Origin of the sequence: Azospirillum lipoferum 4B, from assembly GCF_000283655.1 — a bacterium.
GTDB lineage: Bacteria > Pseudomonadota > Alphaproteobacteria > Azospirillales > Azospirillaceae > Azospirillum > Azospirillum lipoferum_C.
In genome coordinates, this window is the sequence record NC_016585.1 from 582,885 (window position 1) to 609,611 (window position 26,727).

18 protein-coding genes are annotated in these 26,727 nt (G+C 68.9%); 7 read left to right on the forward strand and 11 right to left on the reverse strand.

From position 1 onward, the window contains the following. Nucleotides 1–102: 102 nt before the first annotated feature. Both AZOLI_RS16380 and AZOLI_RS16385 read right to left on the reverse strand, forming a co-directional pair. Nucleotides 103–795 (reverse strand): tetratricopeptide repeat protein, encoded by a 693-nt coding sequence (locus tag AZOLI_RS16380; protein WP_014188279.1) that lies wholly within the window; start codon nt 793–795, stop codon nt 103–105. Continuing rightward, on the reverse strand, nt 795–4,361 hold the full coding sequence (locus tag AZOLI_RS16385) for a tetratricopeptide repeat protein (protein WP_014188280.1): 3,567 nt from the start codon (nt 4,359–4,361) through the stop codon (nt 795–797). The genes AZOLI_RS16380 and AZOLI_RS16385 overlap by 1 nt, the downstream gene beginning before the upstream one ends. A gap of 110 nt (nt 4,362–4,471) precedes the next feature. On the opposite strand from AZOLI_RS16385, the gene AZOLI_RS16390 reads away from it, so the two are divergent. Continuing rightward, nucleotides 4,472–5,725 (forward strand): tetratricopeptide repeat protein, encoded by a 1,254-nt coding sequence (locus AZOLI_RS16390; RefSeq protein ID WP_014188281.1) that lies wholly within the window; start codon nt 4,472–4,474, stop codon nt 5,723–5,725. A gap of 9 nt (nt 5,726–5,734) precedes the next feature. On the opposite strand, the gene AZOLI_RS16395 is transcribed toward AZOLI_RS16390, so the two are convergent. Next, nucleotides 5,735–6,640 (reverse strand): tetratricopeptide repeat protein, encoded by a 906-nt coding sequence (locus AZOLI_RS16395; protein WP_014188282.1) that lies wholly within the window; start codon nt 6,638–6,640, stop codon nt 5,735–5,737. A gap of 210 nt (nt 6,641–6,850) precedes the next feature. Between AZOLI_RS16395 and AZOLI_RS16400 the strand changes: the two genes are divergently transcribed. Then, nucleotides 6,851–7,465: a hypothetical protein gene (locus AZOLI_RS16400; RefSeq protein WP_044551490.1), complete on the forward strand. Its 615-nt coding sequence runs from the start codon at nt 6,851–6,853 to the stop codon at nt 7,463–7,465. A gap of 26 nt (nt 7,466–7,491) precedes the next feature. Next, nucleotides 7,492–7,686, forward strand: a complete 195-nt coding sequence (locus AZOLI_RS16405; RefSeq protein WP_044551493.1) for a hypothetical protein — start codon at nt 7,492–7,494, stop codon at nt 7,684–7,686. A 32-nt stretch (nt 7,687–7,718) separates the two neighbouring features. On the opposite strand, the gene AZOLI_RS16410 is transcribed toward AZOLI_RS16405, so the two are convergent. Further along, the gene (locus AZOLI_RS16410) at nt 7,719–8,123 is read right to left on the reverse strand and encodes a flagellar basal body rod protein FlgC (RefSeq protein WP_014188283.1); all 405 of its coding nucleotides are present in this window, start codon (nt 8,121–8,123) and stop codon (nt 7,719–7,721) included. 249 nt (nt 8,124–8,372) lie between these two features. Between AZOLI_RS16410 and AZOLI_RS16415 the strand changes: the two genes are divergently transcribed. After that, a complete protein-coding gene (locus AZOLI_RS16415) occupies nt 8,373–9,227 on the forward strand; it encodes a PP2C family protein-serine/threonine phosphatase (protein ID WP_244442565.1) in 855 nt (284 codons plus the stop codon). 35 nt (nt 9,228–9,262) lie between these two features. Here the strand turns inward: AZOLI_RS16415 and AZOLI_RS16420 are convergent, their stop codons facing one another. Continuing rightward, the gene (locus tag AZOLI_RS16420) at nt 9,263–10,924 is read right to left on the reverse strand and encodes a serine/threonine protein kinase (protein ID WP_162488236.1); all 1,662 of its coding nucleotides are present in this window, start codon (nt 10,922–10,924) and stop codon (nt 9,263–9,265) included. A gap of 152 nt (nt 10,925–11,076) precedes the next feature. Here AZOLI_RS16420 and AZOLI_RS16425 point away from each other — a divergent pair, with 152 nt between their 5' ends. Together AZOLI_RS16425 and AZOLI_RS16430 are read left to right on the forward strand one after the other, a co-directional pair. Then, complete coding sequence (locus tag AZOLI_RS16425; protein ID WP_162488237.1) at nt 11,077–12,813, forward strand: alpha-amylase family glycosyl hydrolase; 1,737 nt, start codon at nt 11,077–11,079, stop codon at nt 12,811–12,813. Nucleotides 12,814–12,998: 185 nt separating this feature from the next. Then, nucleotides 12,999–14,099 (forward strand): TRAP transporter substrate-binding protein, encoded by a 1,101-nt coding sequence (locus tag AZOLI_RS16430; protein WP_014188287.1) that lies wholly within the window; start codon nt 12,999–13,001, stop codon nt 14,097–14,099. A gap of 55 nt (nt 14,100–14,154) precedes the next feature. Here AZOLI_RS16430 and AZOLI_RS16435 read toward each other — a convergent pair whose 3' ends face one another. The 4 genes from AZOLI_RS16435 to AZOLI_RS16450 all read right to left on the reverse strand — a co-directional run bounded on the left by AZOLI_RS16435 (nt 14,155) and on the right by AZOLI_RS16450 (nt 22,100). Continuing rightward, nucleotides 14,155–16,203: a hypothetical protein gene (locus AZOLI_RS16435; protein ID WP_014188288.1), complete on the reverse strand. Its 2,049-nt coding sequence runs from the start codon at nt 16,201–16,203 to the stop codon at nt 14,155–14,157. Further along, on the reverse strand, nt 16,200–17,609 hold the full coding sequence (gene flgK / locus AZOLI_RS16440) for a flagellar hook-associated protein FlgK (protein WP_014188289.1): 1,410 nt from the start codon (nt 17,607–17,609) through the stop codon (nt 16,200–16,202). Before flgK ends, AZOLI_RS16435 begins: the two co-directional genes overlap by 4 nt. 128 nt (nt 17,610–17,737) lie before the next feature. After that, nucleotides 17,738–20,380 (reverse strand): flagellar hook-basal body complex protein, encoded by a 2,643-nt coding sequence (locus tag AZOLI_RS16445; protein ID WP_014188290.1) that lies wholly within the window; start codon nt 20,378–20,380, stop codon nt 17,738–17,740. 229 nt (nt 20,381–20,609) lie between these two features. Continuing rightward, complete coding sequence (locus AZOLI_RS16450) at nt 20,610–22,100, reverse strand: tetratricopeptide repeat protein (protein ID WP_014188291.1); 1,491 nt, start codon at nt 22,098–22,100, stop codon at nt 20,610–20,612. 94 nt (nt 22,101–22,194) lie between these two features. On the opposite strand from AZOLI_RS16450, the gene AZOLI_RS16455 reads away from it, so the two are divergent. Then, nucleotides 22,195–22,533, forward strand: coding sequence for a DUF1491 family protein (locus tag AZOLI_RS16455; RefSeq protein ID WP_014188292.1), 339 nt, complete (start codon nt 22,195–22,197; stop codon nt 22,531–22,533). A gap of 26 nt (nt 22,534–22,559) precedes the next feature. Here the strand turns inward: AZOLI_RS16455 and AZOLI_RS16460 are convergent, their stop codons facing one another. Both AZOLI_RS16460 and AZOLI_RS16465 read right to left on the reverse strand, forming a co-directional pair. Further along, entirely contained in the window at nt 22,560–25,076 is a 2,517-nt protein-coding gene (locus AZOLI_RS16460; RefSeq protein WP_244442566.1) for a PAS domain-containing sensor histidine kinase, read from the reverse strand. Between the two features lie 8 nt (nt 25,077–25,084). Continuing rightward, nucleotides 25,085–26,644 carry a bifunctional metallophosphatase/5'-nucleotidase gene (locus tag AZOLI_RS16465; protein ID WP_244442567.1) on the reverse strand — a complete coding sequence of 520 codons (1,560 nt, stop codon included), beginning with the start codon at nt 26,642–26,644 and terminating at the stop codon, nt 25,085–25,087. Nucleotides 26,645–26,727: the final 83 nt, after the last annotated feature.

The following is a 26,727-nucleotide window of genomic DNA, read 5'->3' on the forward strand; positions in this document are numbered from 1 at the left end:
CCTCAACCGCTCGGTTGTATGTCAGTGGGTTGCAGGGGTGGGGTCTTGAAATCACTTTGCGCAACACCAGGCGGAGGCCGTCCGACCCTTTGACCCGAGGGGTTATGCCTGAATTGGTCCATCGCCCTTGCCGATGCTGCGACCGGCGATGACGGTCCGTGCGTGGCGGGCCTCCGCGTGGCCGGGCTGGAGGACCAGCATGCGGCGATACCACCATGCCGACTCGTCATGACGGCCGAGCCGGCATAGAATCGCAGCCAGACGCGCGGCGACCGACGGAACGGTCGGATCGAGGCCGGCGGACCGTCGCAGTGCCGCAACCGCATCCTCTGAGCGGCCGAGGCCGTCGAGCGCCATGCCCCATCGATGCAGCAGGGCCGCACCGGCGCCGAGCAGTGCTGCCCGGCCATAGGCGCCTGCCGCCGCCGGCTCGTCCCCGCGCTCCCGCTCCGCATGGCCGAGCCCCTCCTGTGCGGCAAGCAGGGTGGGGGAGAGGGACAGGGCATGGCGGAAGCGGTGGGCCGCCCTGTCCGGCCGCCCCAGCGCGCGCAGGATCTTGGCATGGTTGACCGCGGCCTCCGCATCGGCGGGTTCCAGCACCAGGGCGTGGACCAGCAACAGGTCAGCCTCCTCCAGTCGGCCGAGCTGGGCAATCAGAAGGCCGTAGCGGTGCAGTGCTTCCGAGTTGGCCGGATCGCTCTGCAGAACGTCGCGGTAAAGCGCTTCGGCCTCCTCGAAGCCACCGGTCTGGTGGTGGTCGAAAGCCCGCGCCAGCAGCGCACCGGTCGCAGGCATCAGTCCCGCGCCAGCGCGGCCAACGCGCGCACCGCCTGCACGGCGGCAACGGCCAGCCCCTCGCCGGGAGCTGGCTGGATCAGCCGCATCGACGGATACCAGGGCCGCACGCCGGCGCCCAGCTGGGTCCAGTCGCGGGTGCCCAGCCGCCAGACCGGAGCGCCCAGCGCCCCGGCCAGCTCGCCCACCGCCGTTGCCGGCGCGATCACCAGATCCAGATTGGCGATCAGGGCGGACACCCCTTCGAAATCGTCCTTCAGGTTCAGGTCGTCCCAGCGGTGCAGACGGCGCGTCGCCGTTTCCACCCGCGCCAGCTCGGCTGTGCAGTCACCATATTGCAGCGAGACGACGCTGACGCCGGGCAGGTCGAGCAGAGGCTGCCAGTCGGCCAGTCCGGTATAGGCGGCGGCGCGCTGTGCCGTGACGATCTGGCTGCGCCACGCCAATCCCACCCGCAGACCGGGCAGGGCGGTGACCCGATCCCGCCACAGGGCGACGCGGTCCGGATCGGGGCGCAGATAGGCCGGGCGGGGCGGGAAGCGGTCCAGCCGGTCCCGCGTCAGCGCCGGCAGGCTGCCGGCCGGCATCTGCAGGTCGCAGTCGGGCGGCTCCACCGTTTCCCGCCCGGCGGCATCGGCGGTTTCCGCCCGCACCGAGACCCAGGGGAAGGAGCGGGCGAACAGGCTGACCAGCCGCCGGTCGCATTCGACCGTCACCGGCCCGTCCAATCCCTGCAGCGCGTCGAAGCAGGAGGCGAACAGGATCTCGTCGCCCACCCCCTGTTCCGACCAGATCAGCAGCCGGCGTCCGCGCAAGCCCTCGCCATTCCACACCGGGCGGTCGATCCTGCGGGCGCGCTGCAATTGCCGGGCGGAGAAGCGGCGGGCATAGCCGTCCCAGCCGCGGGCGAGGCTGCCGTCGGTCAGGTCGATCAGTCCGAGATTCCAGGCGGCGAGCGCGAAGTCCGGGGCGATCCGCAAGGCGTGCTGCAGATGATGCCTCGTCTCGTCCGGCCGCCCCGCGTACATCGCCATGGTGGCGAGGTTGTTGTGGGCGTCGGCGGAGTCCGGCTGCAGGGCCAGGGCGCACCGGTAATGGGCGGTCGCCTCGCCGCTCCGCCCCTGCAGTTCGCAGGCATGGCCGAGATTGGCGAAGGCGGGCGGATTCTCGGGCTGGAGAGCGATGGAGCGGAGGTGCAGCCGCATGGCCTCCGCAACGCGCCCGCCGGTCTGATGGACGAGGCCCAGATGGGTCAATGCTTCGGGGAAGGCGGGGTGCAACGCCAGCGCGCGGGCGAAGGCGCGGGAGGAATCGGCATGCCGCTTTTCCGCCTCGTGGATCAGGCCCAGATGGTTCCAGGCATGGGGAAAGACGGGGTCGATGCGCAACGCCTCGGAGATCAGGGCAAGGGAGTCGGCGCTTCGCCCCGTTTGATGCAGAAGAAGTCCCAGCAGATGGAGCGCATCGGCATGGCCGGGGTTGGCGCGCGCGGCATCGGCGGCGATGGCGGCGCGGTATTTGGCCTCCGCCTCCGCCGCATGGCCGGCACGGTGCAGGGCAACCGCATCGTTCAGCAGGGTGTCGAAGTCTGCCGGTGGTGACCGGGTCGCGTCCGGCGCGGGCAGGGGAGATTGTATCGGCTGCTGTGGTACGGGGATCTCCGGCATGGCTGCACGGAGTGCCCTGCCGATGGCGTGCATCGTTGCTTCCAGCCCCTCGCCGGGATTGGGCTGGAACAGGCGCATCGCCGGGAACCAGGGACGGATACCGGTGCCGAGCTGCGTCCAGTCGCGGTGGCTGAAGCGCCAGACCGGCACGCCCAAGGCCCCCGCCAGCTCCCCCGCCGACATGGCCGGGGAGATCACCAGATCGAGATTCGCCGTCAGCGCCGCCGCCCCGTCGAAATCGTCCCGCAAGTCCAGGTCGGACCAGCGGTGGATGCGCACGCCGAAGCGCCGTTCGGCCGCCGCAAGCTCGGCTTCGCATTCCCCATATTGCAGGTTGACGAACACAAGGCCCGGCACCGCGAACAGCGGTCCCCAATGCTCCAGCATCACGTAGGACGCCTTGCGGTCCGCCGTCATCAATTGACTGCGCCAGCCGATCCCGACCCGCAGCCCCGGTCCCAGCGCCGCCAGCCGCCCGCGCCAGCGCTCCACCAGCGCCGGGTCCGGAACCAGCCAGGGACCCTGCGGTTCGAAGGCGGACAGGTTTTCGCGCAGCCGGTGCGGCAGGTCGCCGGCCGGGATCTGGAGGTGGCAGTCGGGCGGTTCGATGGTTTCCCGCGGGATGGCGCCGAAAGCGTCACCGGTGCAGCTTTCAGCCCGGACGGTGGCGCCGGGGAAGGAGCGGCGGAACAGCGGCAGCAGGCGCGGGTCGCATTCGATGGTGACCGGCCCGCCCGCCCAGGCGATGACGTCGGGATAGCAGGAGGCGAACATGATTTCGTCGCCCACTCCCTGTTCCCGCCAGATCAGCAGGCGCTTGCCGCGCAGCAGTTCGCCGCCCCAGCGCGGAGCGGCGATCCGGCGGTTCGGCATCACCTCCCCGGCGGCGAAACGCCGCTCGTACCCTGTCCAGCCGCGCGACAGGTCGCCATGCAGAAGGGCGAGCAGCGACAGATTGTAGGTGGCGGTGGCGAGATCCGGCTGCTGCGCCAGCGCGTCAGCGAAACAGGTGGCCGCTTCCTCATAGCGCCCCTGCGCCTGTAGGGCATTGCCGAGATTGTAGCGCGCCTCGACGAAGTCCGGGTGCAGGCCCAGCGCCTGCCGGTGGCACAGCTCCGCCTGATCGGGACGGCCCAGCCTCTTCAGGACGCTGCCGAGATTGTTCAGCGCGGCACTGTGGCGCGGGTTGTGCTTCAGCGCCTGGCGGTAGGCGATCTCGGCGCTCTCATAGGCGCCCTTCTGCTGCAGGACGGCGCCCAGATTGTAATGGGCGGTGGCGTCGCCGGGCCTGAGCTGCGTCACCAGCCGGTGCTGCGCGACCGCTTCGTCCAGCCGGCCGATCATCGCCAGCGCGTCGCCCAGATTGTTGTGCGCCTCCGCCATGCCGGGCGAAAGCCGGACCGCCCGGTCCAGGGCGACGGCGGCATCGGCATGGCGATGGCCGGCCGCGCGGCTGTTGCCGAGATTGTACCAGGCCTTGGCATAATCGGGCTTCAGCGCCAGCGCCAGCATGAAGGCCCGTTCCGCGTCGCCGTGGTGGCCCAGGGCTGCCAGGGCATTGCCCAGATTGTGCCGCCGCTGAGCGCCGCCGGGGTCGAGCGCAGCGGCGGTGCGGTGGGCCTTGGCCGCTTCATCCGCCCGCCCGCAGGCGATCAGCGCGCTGCCCAGATTGTCCCAATAATCGGGAACACCCTTGGCGCGTCCCAGCGCCTTGCCGATCAGGTCGACCGCCTCGGCCGCGCGACCCGATTGCAGGGACAGCACGCCCAGCAGGTGCAGCGCGTCGGCGTGGCGCGGATCGGCGGACAGCACCGCGCGGTAGCCGCGCTCCGCCTCGGCAAGGCGCCCGGCCTGATGGTGCGCCACCGCCTGTGCCAGCCTGTTGGTGTCCTTCGCCACGGTTCCGCCCCATCCCAGATGCCCGCCCCTCAAAGGGAGTGCCATCATCGGGGGATCACGGTAAAGATGCCATTGATATCGACGATCTTTCGATGACGGGGGAAGAGGCAATGGCCGGGTCACGCTTGTCCTTGCGCGGGGGGCTGAGGGCTGGCGCCCTGCCGCCGGCGGTCCGGCTCAGCCGGCAGGCCGACGCGCTGGCCGCCGACGGCGATCCGGCGGCGGCGGTGCCGCTCTATGCCCGCGCGCTGGCCGCCGACCCGACGCTGGCGGGAACCCACAACAACCACGGCAATGCCCTGCGCGCGCTGGGCCGGCTGGACGAGGCCGCCGCCGCCTACCGCGCCGCCATCGCCCATGGCCTGGACGAGGGGATGGCCCACTACAATCTCGGCTCCGTCCTGCGGCAGGCGGAACGGCGGGTGGAGGCGGAGGACGCCTTTAGGCAGGCGCTGGCCCTGCGGCCGGACCATGCGGAGGCCTGGAACAACCGCGGCAACCTGTGGCGCGACCTCGACCGCTTCGGCGAGGCGGCGGCCTGCTACCGGCGGGCGCTGGCGCTTCGGCCGGAGTGGGCCGATGCCCACGACAATTTCGGCGCCGTGCTCTACCTGCTGCACGAACAGGGCGGAACGGAGGAAGCGGCGGAGCTCGCCCGGCGCTGGCGGCGCGACCACCCCGGCAACCCACTGGCCCGCCATATCGGCGCCGCCATCGCCGGGGAGGAGGCGGATTCGCGGGCACCCGACGACTACGTGCGCCAGACCTTCGACTTGTTCGCGGAGGAGTTCGACCGCAAGCTGGCGGAGCTGGACTACCGCGCCCCCGCCCTGCTGGCCGGGCTGCTGACGGGCGAGAAGGCGGAGGGCAGCCTGGACGTGCTGGATGCCGGCTGCGGCACCGGACTGTGCGCCGCCGCGCTGCGGCCACGCGCCCGGCGTCTGGTCGGCGTCGACCTGTCGGACGGCATGCTGGAGCGCGCCCGCGCCCGCGGCCTGTACGACGAGCTGCACGCGGCGGAACTGGTCGGTTTCCTCGCCGGCGCCCCGGGGGCCTTCGACCTCGTGATGGCGGCCGACGTGTTCTGCTATTTCGGCGTGCTGGACGAGGCCTTCGCGGCGGCCCGCACCGCGCTGCGTCCCGGCGGCCGGCTTGCCTTCACGGTCGAGGAACTGACGCCGGGCGACGACCGCCCTCACCGCGTCGCCACCCACGGCCGTTACGCCCATGCCGAAGCCTATGTGCGCGCCGCGCTGGCGGGAGCCGGGTTCGAACTGCGGCGCTGCGACCATGATCGGCTGCGCTTCGAAAGCGGGGAGCCGGTGATGGGGTTGGTGGTTCTTGCCGAAAGGTCTGCCAGCTAGGTCTGCCGGCTAGCTCTTCCGGGACCGGCGGGGGGAGGGGCGCTTGCCGGTCGCAGGCTTGCCCACCGGTGCGGCTTGCGCGGTGGGCACCGTCAGGGCGTCGGCCTCCGCGGCGCGTCCGAGCGACCGCAGCGCCAGGGCCAGCGTATCGCGTGCGGCGGGATGGGCCGGATCGATGCGGACGGCATGGTGCAACGGCGTCAGGGCGGCATCGGGGCGGTTGGTGGCGGCCAGCGCGATTCCCAGGTTGAGCGCCGCCGACAGGAAATCCGGCACGAGCGCCAGGGCGTTGCGGAAGGCGATCACCGAATCGGCCCGCAGCCCCGCCGCGAACAGGGCGTTGCCCAGCAGGAAGGCGATGTCGGCGTCCTGCGGGTCGAGGGATGCCGCACGGATCAGGTCGGCCAGGGCCGGCGTCACCCGCCCGGTCTCCAGCCGCAGCCGGCCGCGCGCATGCAGCAGGGCCACCAGCTTCTCCCGTGCCGGCTCCAGCGACGGCTCGATCCGCAGGGCGCGCTCCAGCAGGTCCGCCGCACCATCGGTCGCACCGGCGTCGTTCCGGCCAAGGCGGGCGAAGGCACGGTCGGTCCAGGTCTCCGCAAAGTCCGGGCGCAGGGCCAGCGCGCGGCGATAGCCGGCCTCCGCCTCGTCCAGCCGGTTCAGGCCGCGCAGCAGGTTCGCCCGGTTGGCGTGGATGTCCGCCGCTTCCGGCCGCAGGGCGATGGCCTTGTCGATCAGGGTCAGGCCGAAATCGCCATGGCCGATCTGCCCGGCCAGGACGCCCAGGTAATGCAGCGCGTCGGGCTGCTCCGGTTCGGCGTCGAGGATGCGGGTATACAGTTCCTGCGCTTCGCCGAAACGGCCGGCGAGGTGAAGGTCGAGCGCGAGCGTCAGGGCTTCGAGGATCGTGGTCATGGAGTAACGCTTTAGGACGCCGGACGGCATGGCCGCAAGTCCGGGCAGCGATCGTCCCGGATTCCGATACGAATACTCCTGTATCGAGTATTCCCCTTTCGCCATGTGGGTTAGATTCGCAAACCCAAACAAGAGTAAAGAAAGCCTTTACGGCGCGGTGGGATTACGGTAATTTAATGTTAGATTATCACAGATTCGGGTAAGCCGGTCATGAACGTGGCATCCGCCACATCGACGGTCTCGCGGCCGTTCGCTTTCATGACGCCCCGCGGCAGCGATGCCGTCGATGGTGGGGCTGGCACCCGGACTCCGTCCCCCGCCACCCGCGGCGATGGCGGCCATGCGGGGGAGGCGGACCCTCTCGTAAACCGCTTCCCGACCATCGCTTTCAGCTATGACACCGATGCCTCGCGGCTGGTGATGCTGTACCGCGACCCGGCGAACGGAAAGACCGTCTCGCAAATCCCGACCGAAGCGGCCTTGAAGCAATATAAGGAAGCCCAGCAGCAGGAAAAGAACGCGGAACGCGCCTCCCTGCTGAAACTGACGGTCAGCGGCGGCCAGGCCGGTGGCCAAGCTGGCGGTACGCAGGGCGGCGGAACGGAGAGTGGCCGGGCCAACGGCTCCGGTTCCGGCTCCGGTTCCGCGGTTTCCGGATTTGGATATGCGGCCAACTCCGTCGGCAGCAGCAGTTCGATCGGTGGCGCTACCGGTTCGGCGGGCGGTGTCGGCTCTTCCGTCGCGGCGGCGTCTGTGTCACAGTCCGTGACGACCACCGCGGTTTCCGCCGGCACGTCCGCCGCGCGGGTGAATGTGGTGATCTGAGAGTTTCCTCTGCCAAGGGTTCCGTCATGGACATCACCTCCTCGACCGCCGGTGCGGCAATGGCCCTTAAGCAGGCGCAGGGGCAGATGGAATTCGGCGTCAAGGCACTGAACCAGAATGCCGAGTTGCAGCAGGCGACGCTCGCAACGCTCGTCGAGGGCGGATCCGGCGGTGGCAATGTCACGCCGACGCGCGGGCAGAACCTGAACATCACCGTCTGACCGACACGGTCCGAACAGCCGGCTTCCAGCCCTCAGACTTTCGAATCCAGCAGCGACGTCAGCATCTCGTCCTGGGTGCGGACCACGGCGATGTTGGCGCCATAGGCCCGGTTGGCCGCGATCTGATTGACACGCTCCTTCGCCAGATCGACGTTGGGCGTCGCGACCATGCCGTCTGCATCGGCGGCGCTGTCGTCCGGCGCATAGTCCTGCAGATAGGCCGGGGTGATCGGCGTGAAGCTCGCCCGCGTGCCGGGGTTGGCATCGGTCTGGGCCACGGCCAGCGGTTGGTAAGCCGCACGCCGGTCTCCCGTCGTACCGTCCGCCGCCGGAATGGCGCCGGTGGAGCGGACGTTGGCGACGTTGGAGGCGGACGCGTCGAGCCGGCGCGTCTGTGCGGTCATGCCGCTGAGCGCGATGCCGATGCTTCCGACCATGGCGGGCCATCCTCCGTCCGACGGGTGTCTGAAGCGACAGTACCACATCCGATCTCCAGGAACAGACGGTCAAGACAGGCAAAGCAGCCATTCGACGGCATGGAATCCGCGCTTCGGCCATCTCCCGGCGCAATCGTCCGCCACTCGCAATCCCCGCTGTATCTTTTCAAATGCTTGCGCCATTATCGGACGACAAGGCCGAGGCTCCGGTCTCGATGGAGCCGGTCCAAGAAAATCGGTCCAGCCTCCATGGACCCAGACGTTCGCGAGACGGGAGCCGCCGCCTGCATGCGCAACACCGCCTTTGTCCTGACCGCCGCCGGACTGACCGACGTCGGGCGCACCCGGTCCCGCAACGAGGACGATTTCCACGTCGATGCGATCGGTGAATTCGCGATCGTCTGTGACGGGATGGGCGGCCACGCCGGCGGCGACATCGCCAGCCGCAAGGCGGTGGAAGTGATTTCCGGCCTTCTGAAGGATTATGCACCGTCGGAGCCGATCACAATGGTCGACGGCGACGACATCGACCGGACCCAGACCGATCCTGCGGTGGCGGAGCCGGCGGTCGGCCGCGCACTGTCGGTCGCGCGGTCGGCCGTGCAGATGGCCAACCGGTCGATCCACGACCTGAACCTCGCCCGCGGATTCGCCCAGGGGCGTGGCATGGGCACGACCGTCGCCGGGATCTGGCGGGTTCCGGGCACCGCCCAGATGGTGACCTTCCATGCCGGCGACAGCCGCGTCTACCGCCTGCGCGACGGGGCCCTGCGTACACTGACCCGCGACCACAGCCTGTATCAGATCTGGCTCGACAATGGCGGGCGTGGAACGCCGCCGCAGCGGAACATCATCGTGCGGGCGCTCGGCACCGGCGAGGAGGTGGAACCGGAGGTGGCCGTCCATTCGCTGTTGCCCGACGACGTCGTCATGATCTGTTCCGACGGCTTGAACGGCATGGTTCCGGACGGCGCCATCGCCCGCATCCTGACGGAGGAGCGCGACCCGGCTCGCGCCGCCGCCGCCCTGGTCGATGCCGCCAACCGGTCCGGCGGGCAGGACAACGTGACCGTGGTGGTCGGACGCTTCACCGCCAACGCCTGACGCTTGCGGTCAGGTTGGCGCGGTGGGTTGGGCACTCAGGGGCCGGTGGTGATGAAGCGGGCAACGGCCAGCGGAGCCGGTGCGTCGTCCGGCAAGATCGCCAACGCCTCCAGCAGGGCGGCCAGATAGTCGGCTGCCGGTTCTTGTTCCGGCCGCGGGGTTGGGAAAAGCGGCTCCGCCGTGGCGATGGTCAGCAGCAGTTCGCTGCCATAGGGCGGGCCGATGGTCCAGTAACGCCCGCCCTCCGCCCGGTCGCCCAGCCGGCGCGCTGCCCCTGCCGCCAGCGCCGTGCCGCTGTCCGACGGGTTGGGCAGCAGATGGATGACGGTGCCGTCGATGGTGAAGTAATCGACCTGGATCCGCACCGGCTGCGCCGGAGCCCGCATCTCCAGGATCAGCGGGGCGCCTGCGTGCAGTTGCGGTTCGCTTCCCTCCGTGGTCGCCACTTCTGCGGTTGCCAGAGTGGTCGTCAGCGGTTCCGCCAATCCCCGGTTTGCGTCCAGCGCCGCGGCGACGCCGGTCAGGGGCGCACAGAACTGCGCATCGGCGGCGGCGAGGTCGATGCCATGCTCCCAGCCGCCCGCCGCCGCTTCCACCGCCTCGCGCACCGCGGCCTCCGCCCGCTCTCCCGCCGCGGTTCCGGTGACGAGCAGCCGCCCGCCGGTTTCCTCCACCGTCACCAGGGCGCAAGGAATCGACCGCAACGCTTGCGCCACCGCCGCCACCGGAGGGCGCCGCGGCGCAATCGGCGCTTCGGGCACGGGAGCGGGATCCGGGGGCGGCAACGGCACGATGTCCGCGGCGGGTGCAGTCCTCGTGACCGCAGGCGGTGGCGAAGGCACGGGCGAAGACAGGTTCGAAGATTGGGGAGAAGGTTTGGGTGAGGGGGGAACCGTTGCCGGCCGGCTCATCAGAATCGCGCCGGTCGCCAGCCCCACCGCCAGCAACAGTCCGCCAAGCCACAGCGGCCAGCGGCGCGCGTGTTTCGCCGTCGCCGCGGAAGCGGGGAGGGGTGTTCCGGTCGGGGCGGCGACCGCCCCCCGAAGTGCCGCGGCATCCGGGAAGGCGGCGGCGCCACGCTCCCGCAGTCGCTCCAGCAGCGACGCCACCGCCGGCTGGTCGTCATGTCCGGACAGCAGCTGCTCGACCAGCCGACCGGCGGCGACAAGATCGTCGCTGCGGCTGGCCCGTTCCCCGGTCAGCGCCGTCCGGCCGAACCCGGTGACCATGGCGGCGGCGCCGCTGTGCCGGACGATGTCCGCCCCCAGCGCACCATGGACGACCCCGGCCCGGTGTGCGGCGTCCAGCGCGCTCAGCACGCGGCCGAGCGTCTCTCGACTGTCGTCCAGGGTCAAGGTGCCATCGGCGATCCGCTCGGCCAGCGTCGGCCCCTCGATCATCACGGTGGCGACGAAGGCGGTGCCGGCATGCTCACCGGAGGCCAGGACGGCGGGAATGGCGGGATGGGACAGTTGGGCCGTGGCGGCGGCGGTACGGCGGAACCGCTCCAGCGACGCGGCATCGTCACACAGCCGCGCCAGCGGGATGGTCCACAGCGCCACCGCGCGGCCATTTGCATCGAGTGCGCGGTGCAGCCGGGCATCGCCGTCCCGGCCGATCAGCTCGCGCAGCCGGAAGCGGCCGAGCCGCGGCTCCGCATCGGCCGTCACTGTCGCCGTCCCTTTGCCGCGCTGCATTTGCGCTCCCTTCTGCGAAGCGCTGATATAGCCGCAGTGCGGCGGAACGGCCAAGTCTCCAGGCAGCCTGTCGCAAGATCCTGTCCCTCCGGCCGACCTGTGCGAAAGGGCAAGGCCTGTGACCACGTTCGGCCGGTAACCTTTCGTTAGCCATGGCGGGGGAAGCTTGGGTGGTGAACCGGCAGCGCTGCGCCGGGATCGCCAACCCCGGCGCGGAGCCTGCTGCCTTGACCAACTCCATCACCCTGTCCCAGTCGTCCGGCCCGAACATCTCCTGGCTGAACGGGGCGGCGCTGTACCAGATCTATCCGCTCAGCTTCCGCGACCGCGGCGGCGACGGCTGGGGCGACCTCGACGGCGTAATCGAGGGGCTGGACCATGTGGCCTCGCTGGGGGTGGACGGCGTGTGGATCAGCCCCTTCTACCCGTCGCCGCGGACCGACTTCGGCTATGACGTCGCCGATCACCGGGCGGTCGATCCCCGCATGGGCAACCTCGCCGTCTTCGACCGGCTGATCGAGCGCGCCCATGGGCTGGGGCTGAAGGTGCTGGTCGATCTGGTCTGCGGCCACACCTCCGATGCCCACCCCTGGTTCGTGGACAGCCGGCGGTCGCGCGATGGGGAGATGGCCGACTGGTATGTCTGGGCCGACGCCAAGCCCGACGGCACCGCGCCCAACAATTGGCTGTCGGTGTTCGGCGGCGCGGCCTGGACCTGGGAACCGCGGCGACGGCAATATTACCTGCACCATTTCCTGTCGAGCCAGCCGGCGCTGAACCTGCACCAGCCCGCGGTGATGGACGCCCTGTGCGAAACGGCGGAGTTCTGGATGGAGCGCGGCGTCGACGGCTTCCGCATCGATGCCGTCGATTTCTTCGCCCATGACCCGCAGCTCCGTTCCAACCCCGCCGCCCTGTGGCGCGAGCCGCAACCGCCGCTGAAGCCCTTCGCCCTGCAGCAGCATGTCTACGACATGATGCACCCCGCCATCGGCGGCATCCTGGCCCGCCTGCGCGAGACGGTGGAACGCTATCCCGGCCGGGTCCTGCTGGGCGAACTGTCGAGCCAGCCCGGCGCCGGCCAGCGCATCGCGGCCTACTGCTCGCCGCAGGGTCTCCACGCCGCCTACAGCCTGTCGCTGGCCAAACAGCCCTTCAGCGCCAAGGGCTTCGCCCAGGCCCTGGCCGCGGTGCCGCGGCCGGAGTCGATCTGCTGGAGCCTGTCCAACCACGATGTGGAGCGCGCCGCCAGCCGCTGGTTGCCGGCCGGCGCCGATCCGCAATCCTTCAACGCCCTGTTGGCGATGCTGGCGGCGTCGCTGCCCGGCACCGTCTGCCTCTACCAGGGGGAGGAGCTGGGGCTGCCCAATGCGGTGCTCGAACGGCATCAGCTGCGCGACCCCTTCGGCATCACCTACTGGCCCGATTTCCAGGGGCGCGACGGCAGCCGCACGCCGATGCCCTGGCGCGCCGACGAGCCCAACGCCGCCTTCACCATCGGCGAGCCCTGGCTGCCGGTGCCGGCCGCCCATCTGGAGCTGGCGGTCGACCGGCAGGAACGGACCGCCGGCAGCCGGCTGGCGGTGTGGCGCGCCGCGCTCTCCCTGCGCCGCGACCTGGAGGCGCTGCGCACCGGCGCCGTTGCGGCGGTCGAGGAGCATGGCGACGTGCTGTCCTTCGAGCGCGCCGCGGGGGAGGAGCGTCTGCTCGCCGTCTTCAACATGGCCGACCGCCCGGCCGAATTCGCCCTGCGCGGCCGCGGCGAGCCGGAAGCCCTGCCGGTACCGCGTGCGCCGGGCGCCCTGCCGCCGGAGCTTACGGCCGACGGCCGGACGCTGGTGATGCCGCCGCTGTCGGTCTTCCTGGGGCGGTTGCGGCCGCCGTCCTGAAACTGGCGGATAGACTTTCGTGGGGGGCGCGCCGCCCCCTCGAAAGGCAGGCATGCACATTTATGCGATGCAGGGCGCCGCTTCGGATGATTTGTTACCCTCTCGCCTAAGTCGCTGTAATTCCCTGATTCACCGCGGGTCATGGAAATTGTCAGCGACAGCAATCATCTTGCGGAGTAGCGGGAGTGGAAAGAAGAGCGTTTCTCACCAAGGCAGGCGTCGGTGCCGTTTCGACCGTTGCCGCCTCGACCCTCGCGGCCCCGGCCATCGCGCAGACCCAGCCGACCATCCAGTGGCGCCTGGCTTCGAGCTTCCCGAAGAGCACCGACATCCTCCTCGGCACGTCCGAGATGATCGCCAAGCGCGTGTCCGAGGCGACCGACGGCAAGTTCCAGATCCGCGTGCACGCCGCCGGTGAGATCGTGCCCGGCCTGCAGGTGGCGGACGCCGTGCAGAACGGCACCGTCCAGTGCGGCCACACCTGCGGCTATTATTACGTCGGCAAGGACCCGACCTTCGCCTTCGACACCGCGATTCCCTTCGGCCCGAATGCCCGCCAGCAGAACGCCTGGTACCAGTATGGCGGCGGCCAGGAGGTGATGCGCGCCTTCTTCGCCAAGCACGGCATCGTGCAGTTCCCGGCCGGCAACACCGGAGCCCAGATGGGCGGCTGGTATCGCAAGGAAATCAAGTCGCTGGCCGACTTCAACGGCCTGAAGATCCGCATCGCCGGCATCACCGGCCAGATCATGGCCAAGCTGGGCGCCGCCCCGACCCAGATCGCCGGCAGCGACATCTACCCGGCGCTGGAAAAGGGCACCATCGACGCCGTCGAGTTCGTCGGTCCCTATGACGACGAGAAGCTGGGCTTCGTCCAGGTCGCCAAATATTACTATTATCCGGGCTGGTGGGAAGGTGGGCCGCAGGTCTCGCTCTACATCAACCAGAAGGAATGGGAAGCGCTGCCCAAATCCTATCAGGCGATCCTGACCGCCGCCTGCGCCGAGGCGAACAGCGCGATGACTGCCCGTTACGACGCGGAGAATGCCCGGGCGCTGAAGCGTCTGGTCGCCAAGGGTGCCCTGCTGCGCCCCTATCCGCGTGACCTGATGGAGGCAGCCCACAAGATCGCCTACGAACTGTACGACGACATCGCCAAGACCAACCCGGATTTCAAGGCGGTCTACGACAGCTGGAAGCCCTTCCTGGAGGAGGTGCAGCTGTGGTTCCGCGTCGCGGAGCTTCCCTACGACAACTTCATCCAGTCGGCCGGCCGTTCGAAGTGACGGTTCCGGAGGTCTGAGGAAACAGGGGGCGGCCTGATCGGCCGCCCCTTCGCATTCAGGCGAGATAGTTCAGCAGCGACAGCTTCTGTGTCTGGCCGGCGACGGTATAGGTCGCCTGCTGCACGTTCATCGCACTGCTCAGCCTTGCGGCCACCTCGGTCTGGTCGATGCCCTCGATCGTGGCGAGGCGCTCGGTCAGGGTGGCGACGGACTCGGTGTGCGAGGTCTTGATGTTTTCCAGCGTGGCGCTGTCGGACGCGACCTTGGCATGGATCGACCGGATCTGGTCGGTGGCCTGGGTCAGCATCTCGCGCGCCTGGGTGCTGTATTCGGTCCATTTGCCGGGATTGGCCGCCGCGGTGCGGACCATCTGCATCGCCTTCACCAGGGTCTGGAACGCCTTGTCGTCGGCGCTGACGCCATAGGCGATGTTCAGGTTGTCGTCGATGGTCACCTGCGACTTGCGGTAGGCCTCCGCGTTCTTGCCCTTGGACAGATATTCGGCGTCGTAGAATGGCAGATCGGGCGGATCGGCATAGGGAACGTTGATCAGGCTGTCCTGCTCCGGCGGCAGGGTCCCGACCGAGATGGTGTTCTCCAGCGACCCGTTCGTCACCTTGGCGGAGGTGGAGAACAGCGAGGTGCGGTTGGGATGGTTGGGGTCGGCGTTGGCCGTGCTGGTCAGCGCAATGCCGGGACCGTTGCCCACCGCGTCGATGGTCACCGGCGGCGCGGGATTCAGCGTGGCGAACTGCTGACGCAGCCTGTCGGCGACCTGACTGACATCGGTGACGCCGGCGGCGTAATCGGTGTCGCTGACGGTGTAGCGCACCGTATAGGTCTGGTAGGGCGGCAGGTCGCGCGGCACCGTCGGGTTCTTGGTGTAGTAGTTCTGGTTGTAGGGATCGTCCGGATCGCCGACCGCGACGGTGAACTCGAAGGTGTCGCCGATGTCGACCGCGGCGCCGTTCAGGGTGAAGCGGTCGATCTGCGGCAGGGTGGCCGTCGGCGCCTGGGTGGTGGACGGCGTATCGACGCTGTTCTCCACCGTGGCGGAGTTCACGACACGCGCCGACAGGTCGAACTTCTGGCCGGGATCCTGGCCGACCAGCGTGATGATGCCGTTGGAGGTCGACACCGTCATCGGCAGCGCCGGATTGGCGGCATTGATCTGCGAGGTCAGGGTCTGGGCGACGAAGGTCAGCGATTTCGGATCGGCCGCCTGGACCTGATAGCCGAAGGTCTGGCCGCTGACCGTCACCTCGAAATAATCGTCGGCGTTCACCACGGCGCCGTTCAGCGTGATCTTGCTGGTCTGCTTGGTCGCCAGCAGGTCGGTGACCGGCTCCGTGCCATAGCGCGAACCGGCGAACAGATAGCGGTCGCCGAAGCGCTGGTTCAGCAGCGCCTGGATGTCGCGCATGGCGCCTTCCGCACGGTCCTTCACCTGATCGGCCTGCGGAAAGGAGACGGCGAAGCTGCTGCTGGCCGACGCCTTCAGCGTGTCGAAGGTGAGGTTCAGCATGGCGCCCTCGCCCGGGCCGCCGGAGATGTTGAAGTTGTAGCCCTTGCCGTCGTTGGGCGGGGTGGTGCCCAGGTTGATGGCGCGGGTGGTCTTGCCGCCGAGCCCATCCGTCACCGTCACGTCGAAGGTGCCGTTGCCGCCCTGCTGCGAAGGCACGGCGGTGACCGTGTATTTCGCGCCCACCGTCAGCTTCGACTTGGCGGGATCGACCGACAGCTTCATCCCCTCGGGATTGGTGTTGATCGGCGAGGCGACGCTGGCCGGGCCGGGCTGGAAGGGAAGGGTCGTGCTGGAGGTCCAGCTCGATACGATCGATTCCAGCGACGTCAGCACCTTGTCCGTCGCCTGCACGCGCGGCGCCGCGGTGTTGATGCTCTGGATGTAGTTGCTCTTCGTCGCCATCTCCGCCCGCAGGTCCAGGAGCTTCTGCACCTCCGGCCCATAGGCATTGAGATCGACCGACTTCTTGCCCGTGGTCAGCTGTTCGGACAGCCGGTTGATGTCGTTCTGGCCGCCGGACAGGTTCCGGACAAGGCTCAGATATTTCGAGTAGCTGCTGACTCCCGTTATCGAGCTCATCGGACCACCGCCTCCAGCGCATCAAACATTGCATTGGCCACTTGCATGACCCGTGCCGAAGCCTGGTAGGAGGTTTGGAGCTGCTGCAGCTGGGCGATTTCCTCGTCGATGTTGACGCCGGTCTGCGACTGGTAGCGTTCCGACAGCAGCTGCATCGACGCCTTGTTGGACTCGCTGGCGGTGTTGGCGGTCTTGGCCGCGGCCATCCAGGTACCGGTGATGGCGCTGCCCATGGCGCTGTAGCTGGTGTCCTTCAACTGCAGGCCGTCGGCGCTGAAATTGCGGCCGGACGCGTTGATGGCCGTGACCATGCCGTCGATGGCGGCCCGCTTGATCTTCGTGGTGTTGTCCACGAGTTTTTCGTTCACGGCGATGGTGAAACGGTCGCTTCCGGTGAAGAACTGGTTGATCTGCTCGCCGTCGGCGGCCGGGGAGGACTCGTCGTAGGCGTCGGCAAAGCTGGTCGGTTCCCCCGGCCGGGTCGCGCCGGTGAAGGCCTTGGCATATTCGTCCAGCTGGGAGCGCAGCTTGCGGATGACTTCCGCCGCCGGGTCGCCGCTGGCCGGCGTCGGCGGTTCGGTGGTCGAGCCGTCCTTGCGCATCTGGATCAGCGAACCCAGCTTGCCGGTGCTCAGGTGGTTGTTGATCGAGGTGACTTGATTGCCGACCTGTAGGTTGATGTTGCCGCCGTCATAGGTAAGATTTGCCGGCTGGGAATCGACCAGCGCCAGACCCGACGGGGTGAAGATCGCCAGACGGCCGTCCGGACGCTCCACGGTGCGGATGCCCATATATGCGCTCAACTCGCGCACCAGCCCGTCGCGCTTGTCGGCGACGGCGTTGGCGGCGGACCCCTGGCCCAGCAGCGACACCATGTCGTTGTTGATCGAGTTGATCTGCTTCAGCAGGCCATTGACCGTGTCGACCGACTTGGTGATGTCGGTCGACATGTCGCGGTCGAGCTGCTCCACGCCCTCCGACACACGGCGGATCTCGCGCGAGAAATTGTCGGCGGCCTGGACCAGCTGGTATTGCGCGGTCTCGTCCTCCGGCGAGGTGGCGAGCGTCTTCACCGCCGCCTGGAACTTGCTGGCATAGTCGTTCAGCAGCGGCGTGCCGTTCGTCGTCCGCATCAGGTCGCCCAGCTTCTGCATGTAGGTCGCCGTCGCCTGCGATCCGCCGTCGCGCGCGGTCAGGTCCATCACCTGGGCCATCAGCGCCTTGTCGACTTCCCGGCGATAGGTCGTGCTGATGACCTGACCGCTGGCGTCCACCGACTGCTGCGCGGTGTGGCGCGTGCGGGTCGGATCGTTGGCCTGCGCGATGTTGTCCGAAACCAGCTTGACGTTGGTCTGGACGGTGCGCAGCCCGGCCGTGGCGCTGTTCAAGGCTGCGAAGAGGGACATGGCAGGGGACCTTTCGCGGATCGGGAGGATCGGGGCGGTGCCGGGATGGCCGCCGCCCCCCTCAGGCGATCAGGGAAACGGGCGATGGAACGCAGGCGTTCAGGAGGTCAGGAGGTCAGGGCCGCGGCTTAGCGCTTCAGCCCCAGCACTTCCTGCAGCATTTCGTCGGAGGTGGTGACGATCTTCGCGTTGGCGGAATAGCTGCGCTGGGTGACGATCATCTTGGTGAACTCGTCGGCGATGTCGACGTTGGAGCTTTCCACGCTGTTCGCCACCACCGCACCGGCGCCGTTCGTCTCCGGATCGTTGAAGTTCGGCTTGCCGGCGTCCTCGCTCTCCAGGAAGACGCCGCCGGACTCGCGCTGCAGGGCGTTCGGGTTGTTGAAGGTGATGATCGGCACCCTTGCGATCATCTTCGAGCGTCCGTTGTCGTAGTTGACCATGACGGCGCCGTTGTCGCCGAACACGACGTCCTTGAACTGCCCGCGCGGTGCGCCGTTCTGGATCAGGCGGCTGACATTGATCTCCTCGCCGGCATACTGGGTCAGACCGCCCGGCTTCTGGTACTTGCCGAGGTTCAGCGAGATCTGCTGCGGGCCGAAGCCGTAATCGACGGTGAAGGTGACGTTGGCGTCGGAGCCGGCCGACTGGTTGGCGGCGCTGACCGCGGTGCCGGTGCCGACCAGGGCGGTGGAGATGTTGGTCAGCGTTCCGACCGTCTCCGGCGTCTTGCCGAAGGTCAGGCCGATATGGGCCGGCGTCTGGCCGGCGACCGCGCTCTGTTCCAGGGTGAACTGGGCGGGAGCGGCGTCGGTCACGCTGACGGTGGCGGCGGCGTCGCCCGTCGCCAGAACCGTGCCGGTCCCGTTGACAGTGGCGGTTCCGCCGTCGGCAACGATCTCAGTCGCGAAATAGTTCAGGAGCTTGGCCGGAGTGTCATAGAGCCCGTAGTTGGCGTTGGTGATCGTCAGGCTGTAAGGCTGACCGTTCACCGTCATGCTGTAGGTGTCGCCGATATCGACCGTCGAACCGCCGAAAGTGATGTTGCCGGCGCCGTCATTGGTCAACGTGTTGGTGCCGGTCGGGCTGGCCGCGGTCTTGGCGGTGACGGTGATGACGCCGCCCTGGGCGGTGGCGGTCACCGGCAGCGAGGTGTTGGCGTTGATCTTGTTCGCCAGCGCCGCGGTGATGTCCTCCATCGTCATTTCTTCGCCGGTGGTGCTGTAGGTCACCGCCGTGCCGTTGATGCTCAGCGTGTACTGCGTGCCGATGTCGCCCGGCGTGCCGGTCAGCGTCACCGTGCGGCTCTGGCGCACGCCGGCCACGCTGGCGACCGACGGCAGCGAGCTCAGCGTGTTCACCGCGCTTGCGGAATTGGTGACCGCCGCGGAGCTGGTGACGTTGGTGTTCGCCGTGTTGGACTGAATCGACAGGATGTTGCCGGCGGACGAGGCGGTGACGGTCGTCCCGAGCTGCTGGTTGATCTTGCCGGCCAGCTGGGACACGACGTCGCTCACCGTCGAATAGCTCTGATAGGTCGCGGCGGTCACCGTGTAGCTGATCGGCGTGCCGTTCACGGTGATGGTGAAGGAGTCGCCGATCTCGACCTGGGTCTGCGGGAACTGGAACTTGTCGATCTCGCCGGCGCTGGCCGTCGCCGCGGTCGAGGTCTGGGCGACGATGGTGTTGGTGGTGTTGGTGCCGGACGACACCTCCGTGTTCAGCTTGAACGGCGTTCCGGCCTCGCGGGCGGTAACGCGGATCGTCTGGCCGGAAGAGGTGGCGAGCACCGACGCCGCCGGGGAGGCGGAGTTGATCTGGTTGGCCAGCGCGCCGGCCAGCCCCGAATAGGTGCGGATCGAGCCGATGTTGTCGGCGGTGATCTTCAGGCTGTAGTTGGTGCCGTTGACCTTGACCGTATAGACGTCGCCGATGCGCAGGTTGTCCTGCCCATTGGTGTTGTTGCCGGAGATGGTGACGACGTTCACCTGCGCCACCGCCGTCTGGCCGGCGATGTTCTGGCCGAAGGTCACGGTGGCCGGATTGCCGCTGAAGGTGCCGTCGACCGGCTTGGTGTTGGAACCCGGCGCGTCCAGAACCATGCGCCAGCTGCTGTCCGCCTGCTGCCGCCACTTGAAATTGATGGTGCGCGGGTTGCCCTGGCTGTCGAAGATCGGAATGCTGCTGTCGGGGATCGGTTTGCCGGGCGTCGGGGTGGCCGGCAGGTTGGCCTCCAGGTCGATGGTGCTGGTGGCCACCGGCTTGTCGATCAGCGAGCTGACCTGGACCGGCGCCACCTGATCCTTCTTCAGCACACCCGTGACCGGATCGACCAGCCAGCCGTTCAACGCATAGCCGGAGCTGTTCACGAGGTAGCGGCTCTTGTCCAGTTCGAAGTCACCGGCGCGGGTGTAATAGACGGAGGACGCGTTGACCGCGCCCGTCTGGGTCTGAACCAGCGTGTTGGTGCTGTTCTGGAGGTTGATCTTCGAAACGCTGAAGAAGCCCTGGCCCTGGATGGCGACGTTGGTCGGGCTTTGCACCTGCTTCAGGCTGCCCTGGATGTTGTTCATGAAGACCGGCTGCGCCGTGACCCCGCCCGGCTCGTGCAGGCGCTGGCTGGACTGCAGGACCATCGTCTCGAACGCCGAATCGACGCGCTTGTAGCCGATGGTCGAGCTGTTCGCGATGTTGTCCGAGATATGTCCGAGCGCCTTCGACTGGGCATTCAGGCCGAGAACGGCGGTTGTCATCGAACCGAAGATGCTCATGGCCGGGGTCTCCGAAAGAATAGGGCAAAGGTCTTCTGCGCCCTATCTAGCAAACGGAGTGCCAACTGCGATGGGGCCGGCAACCCATTGAAATCTCGTCATTCGAGGCGCGAGCGGTACGGCAGCGCCCGAATTTGCCGGGAGGTGGGAAAGTTTCGCCTAGTACCGGCGGGGGCGGGCGGGCAGAAAGCTCCCGCCGAAGTGGCCGCCCGCCGGCAGCGTCGGGTCCTTATCGCCCCGCCGCCCTGGCGGCGCGCAGGGCCTGCGCCTTCAACACGGCGGCGGCGGTGCCGACCACCGTGCCCCAGTCGCCGGGCCGCGGCTGGCGGTACAGCCGCAGCGACGGATACCAGGGGCTGTCGGCCCGGTCGAGCAGCCAGCGCCAGTCCGGAACATGGGGAAGCAGCAGCCAGGACGGCACGCCCATCGCCCCGGCCAAATGGACCATGGCGGTGTCGACCGTGATCAGCAGGTCGATGTTGGCGAGGATGGCGGCGGTGTCGGCGAAGTCGCGGACCCGCTCCACCACGTCCCGCACCCCCTCGCCGGGCAGACGGTGCAGATCGGCGCGGGCGTCGCCGGTCTGCAGGCTGACGAAGCGCACTCCCGGAACTGCGAGCAGCGGGCGCAGGGCGGCGACCGGGATCGAGCGGTTGCGGTCGTTGCGGTGGCGCGGATTGCCGGCCCAGACCAGCCCGACCCGCAGGCCCGCCGCCCCGCTCCCATCGCCGTCTCCGTCCTGCTCCGCCAACCGGTCGCGCCAGCGGGAAATGTCGGCGGGATCCGGGGCGAGATAGGGAACGGTCGCGGGGATGTTGGACAGATCGGTGCCGAAGGCGCGGGGCAGGCTCATCAGCGGGCAGTGGAGGTCGTGCGGCGGCGGCTCCTCCCCGCGCACCAGGACCTGAACCGACTGGCCGAAGGCCCGGTTGAGCAGGCGGTAGAGCAGCAAATGCGTCTCCAGGACCACCCGCCCGCCACTGCCTGCCGCGATCTGCGCCACCAGCGGGGCATAGCGGACGAACTGCATGGCATCGCCGAACCCCTGGTCCATGTGCAGGAGAATGGTGGAGGCGCCCATCGGCCGGCCGTCCCAGGGGGGAGTGTCGAAGCGGTGCCAGCGGTGCTCGAACCCTTCCCAGCCGGCGCGCAGATCTCCACGCACCAGCCGTCCCACCGCACGGGCGAGATGGGCGTCGGACCGGGCGGGGTTGTTCGCCAGCACGGCATCGAAACAGGCTTCCGCCTCGTCGAAGCGGCGGAGGTCTCGCAGCACGGTTCCGAGGTTGAGCATTGTCTCGACATTGCCCGGCCGCAGCCGGGCCGCACGGTCCAGCCAGCGCCGGGACTCCGCATAGTGGGCCAGCGCGTGCAGCGACGCGCCCTGCGCCTCCAGCGCATCGCCATTGGCCGGGTCGAGCGCCAGGGCACGCCGCAGCACCGGTTCCGCCCGTTCGGGCAATTCGGCCGCGCGCAGGGCGGCGCCGAGGTGGCCCCAGGGAGAGGCCGCCGCAGGACGGATGCGGATGGCCCGGCCGATCGACCGGATGGCGGTGGCGATGTCGCCGGTCTGCGCCCGCAGCACGCCGGAGAGGTGCAGCGCGTCGGGTTGCGCCGGCTCCGCCGCAAGGACGCGGGCGTAGCCATCGGCCGCCGCATCGGCATGACCGGCCATGTGGTGGTTGACGGCGGCGTTGAGAGCGTCCACGAGTGTCGTCATGCCTTCTTCTCTACACCGGCAGGCCGGGCAGGGCGAGGGGCGACGTGACTGCCAAGCTGGGGCCGCAGCCTCAAAACAGGAGCCGCACACGGGAATGGACGACCTTCTTCCGACGCATCTCTGGGTTTCGGCCCATATCCGCGCCGCCGATGCCCAGGGGGTGGCGATGACCGTGGTCCGCAAGGGCGACCCCAGCCGCGGAACGGTGATCCTGAAGCTGAACCGGCTCGACCGCAGCTTCACGGTGCTGGTCCAGACCCGCGAGGGCGATGGCGACCGCCTGTTCTGGGCGCGCGGCACCGGTCCCGATCCGGTGCCGGAGGCCGATGCCGACGCCTACATCGCCCGCCAGACCCGCTACGACCCCGACGTCTGGGTGGTCGAGGTCGAGGACCGCCAGGGCCGCCATTGGTTCGAGGGGCCGGTGCGCTGACCGTTCGTCAGGGTGGTGGGCCGGCCTCAGGCGGCGTCGATGACTCGGGGGAAATGCAAGGTGAAGCGGGTGCCCTGGCCGGGATGGCTCTCCACCCCGATGGTGCCGTGCAGGCGGCCGGTCACCAGATTGTAGACGATGTGCAATCCAAGCCCACTGCCGCCGCTGCCGCGGCGGGTGGTGAAGAAGGGATCGAAGATCTTCGGCAGAACCTCCGCCGCGATGCCGTTGCCGTCGTCGGCCACCGACAGTTCCACCATGTCGCCTGCGCAAGGCCGGGCGGATATCGCGATGCGGCCCGGCTGTTCCGGGTCCAGCGCGTGGATCAGCGCATTCATGATCAGGTTGGTCAGGATCTGCGACAATGCCCCCGGATAGCCGTCCAGTTCCAGGTCGGCCGGGCAGTCGACGGCAATGGTCAGCGCCGCCCGCGTCTTGTAGGTCGGATGCAGGCTGCGCAGAAGCTCATCGATATAATCCCTCAGCAGGAAGGCGCGGCGTTCGTCGCTGGACTGGTCGACGGCGACCAGCTTGAAGCTCTGCACCAGATTGGCGGCGCGGGTGCTGTTGGACAGGATCAGGTTCGCCATCTCCACGCCGTCGCTGAGGAAGCGCTGGAAGTCCGACTTCTTCAGCGCGCCGGCGGCATGGCGTTGCGACAGCTCCTCGATCAGCGCCTGCAGCTGGGAGGCGCCGGTGATGGTGATGCCGATGGGGGTGTTCACCTCATGCGCCACGCCGGCGACCAGTTGGCCCAGCGAGGCCATCTTTTCCGCCTGGATCAGGCTGGCCTGGGTCGCCTTCAGCTCGCACAGCGCGCGTTCGGCGGCGTCGCGCGACTGGCGCAGCGCATTCTCCGCCTCCACCTCGCGGGTGACGTCGACCACCACCGCCTGGATCGCCGGACCGTCCATCCAGTCGACCCGCCGGCCGGTCAGCTCCACCCACAGGCTGCCACCGTCGGGACGGCAGGCGCGGATGCGGCGGCGCGGCGTGGACCCGCCGTCCAGCAGCCGGTCGTAATTGTCGATCAGCCCGTTGCGTTCGTCCACCGGCACCAGCGACAGCAGGGACGGCAGGGCCATCACCTCGGCCACCGTCAGCCCGAGCATGGCGGCGAAGCTGTCGTTGGCATAGAGCGGGTGGAAATCGCGATGGATGATGATGCCCTGGATCGATCCCTCGACCAGATCGCGGAACCGCCGCTCGTTTTCGGCCAGCGCCCGCTGGCGCCGGTCGATCTCGTCGATGAAAAAGCGGATGGAGCCGCCGATGTCGGTGATCTCGTCGTCGCCATCCACCGGAACCGGGACCGGCATCGGCACGGGACCCTTCGTCCCCGGGCCGGCCGGCGCCGCTCCGTCGCTGCGCTGCCGGCCGGCATCCTCCTGGCTCGCCGATAGCCGGGCCAGAACCGCCCGGTTCATCGCCACCAACCGCGAGGACAGGAAATGCCGGAAGATGAAATAGACGCAGATCGCCAGGATGATCGAGGCACCGGCCAGCATCATCACCGTGCGCGACCGCTCGGCGATCAGTTCGGCCAAGGCGTCGGTTCGTTGGGCCGACTGGTCGCGGATCGAATCGTAAAGCGTGCGGGTGGACCGTTCGACCGTCTCCACCAGCACGCGGGCCTGACCGGTCAGGGCCTGGGCGCGGTTGCGCGCCTGCAGCCGGTCGATGGCGCTGTGGAACAGCCCGCCCGGCGCGACCAGCAGCGAAAACAGCTCCTCCTGCACGGTCGACATCATCTGTCCGGTGGTGTCGGGCGCATCGGCGGACAGGCGCGCCAGATCCGCCAGCGTGCGTTCGGCCGCCCGCGCCTCGCCCTTCAGGCGGCTGAGATGGTCCAGCTGCGTGGCGCCCGCCGCCCGCGCCATCAGCGCACCGATGCGGACAGCCCAGGCGCCGGTGTCGGGCATGCTCTCGATCGAGGCGGCAAGCCGGCTCAACCCCCGCGCCGCTTCGGCCTGACGGTCGCCATAGTCGATCTGGCGCGTGACCTCGGCGTTCAGGTCGGCAACGGTGGCGGCCAGAATCAGCAGGGTGGAGCGGGTCTGCTCCAGCAGGCGGACATTGCCGTCGCGCTCGCCGTCCTCATTGCCGCTCTCCTTCATCAGCCCGCGCATGCGGGCGACGAGGAGCTGCATGGAGTCCAGCTCCGTCACCAACCCGTCATAGATGGAGCGGCGCTGCGGGGTCGAGGTGGCGGCGGCGAGCTGCGGCAGCTGCGCCACCAGCTTCTGCAGGGACCCGTGCAGATCGGCGCTGGCGATGACCTCCGGCAGGGTGGTGGTCGACAGCGCCGTCACCTCCGCCCGAAACAGGCGGAAGGACGACATCGACACGACGCCGATCAGCACCACCAGCAGGGCCATCACCGACAGCCCCAGCGTGATGCGCACGGCGATGCCGAAGCGGCGCGGCCGGTTCGGCGGCGGGAACTGCGGCGACGGCCGCGCCCCCGGCAAGGTTCCCGGCTGGGGCCCGGGTCGGGTCAATGCGCCGGACCGTGGCGGGCTCTCGGCGATCGAGGAGGCCATGCCGTCCATCACCGCCTCACCGTCATCCGGCCATCCAGCCGCGGAACGAACTCCCCGTCGCGGGTGATCTGGCCGATCAGCTGGGTGGAGACGAAGTCCGTGTTGCGGTCCTCCACCAGCCGCGGCGCCCCGGCCAGCATGCCATAGCCGTCGCCGCCGGCCGCGAGGAAGCTGCTGGTCGCCAGCCGGTAGTGGGTGGAGAGGCCGACCGGCTTGCCGCCGACCGACAGGCTCCGCAGCCGCTGGCCTGGCGGGCGGCTCAGGTCGATCTCGGCGCGGGCATTGGACAGGTGCGGAAAGCGGCCCTGCAACTGCTCCACCGCCGACACGCCGCTTTCCACCGCATCCCACAGCTGCTGCCCGGTGACGTCCAGCACCACGCCGACATCGTGATAGGGAAGCTCGGCATAGATGTCGCGGCGGGTCAGCAGGGCGCCGGCCGGATAAAGCCGGTCGCCCCTGATGCCGCCACCATTGATCAGCGCCACATCGACGTCCAGCGCCGCGCGCAGCATGTCGACGACGGCGTTGGCGAAGGCATTCTCGCCGGTGCGCACCGCTTCCTTGCGGGTGTCCATCGGCCCGGTGAGACGTCCCACCTCCATCCTCAGCATGGTGTCCAGCCGTGCCGCATAGGCCTTGGCCTGGATGTCGGTGGCGGCGTCGGGCGCGACGGCGGCGGTGTCGATCAGCCGGGGGGAGGGGGCCCAGGTCACCCGCATCCTTCCGTCCGCCTGCAGCGTCCGCTCCACCGTCAGGTCGAGCGCCAGCAGCCATCCTGCCTGCGGACCGACGGTGGCCGACAGGAACCGGCCGTCATAGTCGACGGCGAAGGGGCGGTTGCGGTCCTGGTACAGCACGATGTCGGCCGGGCGGGCAGCCAGGATGCTGCGGTGGGTGTCGCCGGCATAGCCGGTCATCGCCACCACCAGATCCACGCCCTCCTTCCGCAGCGCCGCGGCCTTGGCGGCCAGTGCGGCGACGGGATCGCGGAATTCCGTGCGCTGGGTCCGCGTGGTCTCCCGCGTCAGAACCGGGGTTGCGGCCAGCACGCCGATGCGCAGCGGACCGGCGGTCAGCACCACCGCCTCCTCCAGCCCGTCGGGCGTGCGGCCCGTCGAGCGGTCGACGCTGTTGGTGGTGACGATGGGGAAGCCGGCCTCGAAGGCGCGAGCGCTCAGCTGGTCGTCGCCATGGTGGAATTCGCGGTTCAGCGCGGCCATCGCATCGATGGTCATGCCGTTCAGCAGGTCGATGATGTGCGCGCCCTGGTCGTAGAAGGCCAGCACCGACGGCGCCAGCGTCTGGCCGCCATGCAGGGCCAGCACAAGCTGATGGCTGTTGCGTTCCTGCCGGATCGCACCGGCCAGACGGGCCATGCCACCGCGGCCGGCGGTCGCCTCCAGGTCGGTGGTGCCCTGGGCGTACAGGATGGTCAGCTTGACCGGGGCGCTTGCTGCGGCCGGCGGTGTCGCCGCGGGATCAGCCCGCTGGGCATGCGACGGGGCGGCGTCGAACGCAAGCCACAGGGCAAGACCCAGCGCGAGCGGGAGGATCAGGGATGACAATGTCCTGCCGGGCCGGGACCGCATCCCGCCGGCAGTGCCGCTTCCAATACCGATGTTGTCCATAGCCCGGCGTCACCATTGGC